Origin of the sequence: Corallococcus sp. AB049A (assembly GCF_003668885.1) — a bacterium.
GTDB classification, from domain to species: domain Bacteria; phylum Myxococcota; class Myxococcia; order Myxococcales; family Myxococcaceae; genus Corallococcus; species Corallococcus interemptor.
Genome location: NZ_RAWL01001090.1, coordinates 1 through 449, shown reverse-complemented (window position 1 = coordinate 449; position 449 = coordinate 1). Strand labels below are relative to the sequence as shown.

Genomic DNA, 449 nt, shown 5'->3' with positions numbered 1-449 from the left:
ATCGATGATTCGCAGAAGCCTAAGCAGCACCCGAAGTTCGTAAGCCTTTCCTTGCGCGTAGGGAGACCCGCTCGCCTTAGCACGCGAAATGGCTGCTTTCACAGCGTTGAGGATTGCTAACTTACTGATCGTCACAGTCGCGGTCCTCGTGGCGCGTGTTCCTCGCGAGGGTCGTCCGGTGGCAGATATCGAGCGATATAGGCCTCAAGATCTGCCTGCTCGTGATCCGTCAAACGCTGGGGTGATACAGTTGGTAGATGTGACCGGATTGAGCGAACTCGGCGACCTTCTGGTGTCTCAACAGTGTAATGAACGTCCTCCAGTCCGGTGAGACCTTCGACCAGCTTCCCGATCTCACCCAAGGTTTGCGAGAGGGCGTCTTGGGTCGTCACAGGTCTAAAATCGAGAACCGCCGCAAGTGCGGCTGCAGCTTGTGCATTCGTGTCGTC

At 56.6% G+C, this 449-nt stretch carries 1 protein-coding gene; it reads right to left on the bottom strand.

The window, feature by feature from the left end; genetic code table 11:
- Nucleotides 1-131: 131 nt before the first annotated feature.
- Nucleotides 132-449: hypothetical protein (locus D7X55_RS46405; protein WP_233610453.1), on the bottom strand; the 318-nt coding region annotated here is incomplete at its 5' end.